Here is a 566-nt window from a genome sequence, read left to right as displayed (position 1 = left end):
GGACGCACCGGATCCCACACACCGCACCAGGAGCCACCATGCTGCGCACCATGTTCACCGGCAAGATCCACCGGGCCACCGTGACCCAGGCGGACCTGCACTACGTGGGTTCCGTGACCGTGGACCAGGAACTGCTCGACGCCGCGAACATCCTTCCCGGCGAGCTCGTGGCCATCGTGGACATCACCAGCGGCGCCCGGCTCGAGACCTACACGATCGCGGGCGAGCGCGGCAGCGGGGTGCTGGGCATCAACGGCGCCGCCGCCCACCTGGTGCACCCCGGCGACCTCGTGATCCTGATCGCCTACGGTCTCATGGACACCGCCGAGGCGCAGGCCTACGAGCCCCACGTGGTGCACGTGGACGAGCACAACAGGATCGTGGCCCTGGGCTCGGACCCCGCGGACGCCGTCGTCGGGGACATGGTGCGCCCGCCGCACGCTCTGGACCACGACGCCGCCCGGGAGGACGCCGCCGTCTCCGGCGCCTGATGCGCCCCGCAGGACGGGCCGGTCGCCGCCGCGGGGCGGCAGCGGCGTCGCCCTCCCGGAAGGGAGCACGCCGCG

Annotated in this window: 1 protein-coding gene; it reads left to right on the top strand. The window is 73.1% G+C overall.

Going from position 1 to position 566, the window contains the following annotated elements:
- The first annotated feature begins 38 nt into the window (after positions 1 to 38).
- Positions 39 to 491, top strand: a complete 453-nt coding sequence (gene panD / locus D9R02_RS11855) for an aspartate 1-decarboxylase (RefSeq protein WP_121566962.1) — start codon at positions 39 to 41, stop codon at positions 489 to 491.
- Positions 492 to 566 lie beyond the last annotated feature (75 nt).

The organism is Kocuria rhizophila (assembly GCF_003667225.1).
In the GTDB taxonomy this organism is placed as follows: domain Bacteria; phylum Actinomycetota; class Actinomycetes; order Actinomycetales; family Micrococcaceae; genus Kocuria; species Kocuria rhizophila.
The sequence above is the reverse complement of the archived record's forward strand: the minus strand, read 5'-3'. Positions and strand labels throughout refer to the sequence as shown.

Excerpts from the sequence above, each read along its gene's own strand:
- panD (WP_121566962.1), top strand. The coding sequence starts at position 39 with ATGCTGCGCACCATGTTCACCGGCAAGATCCACCGGGCCACCGTGACC.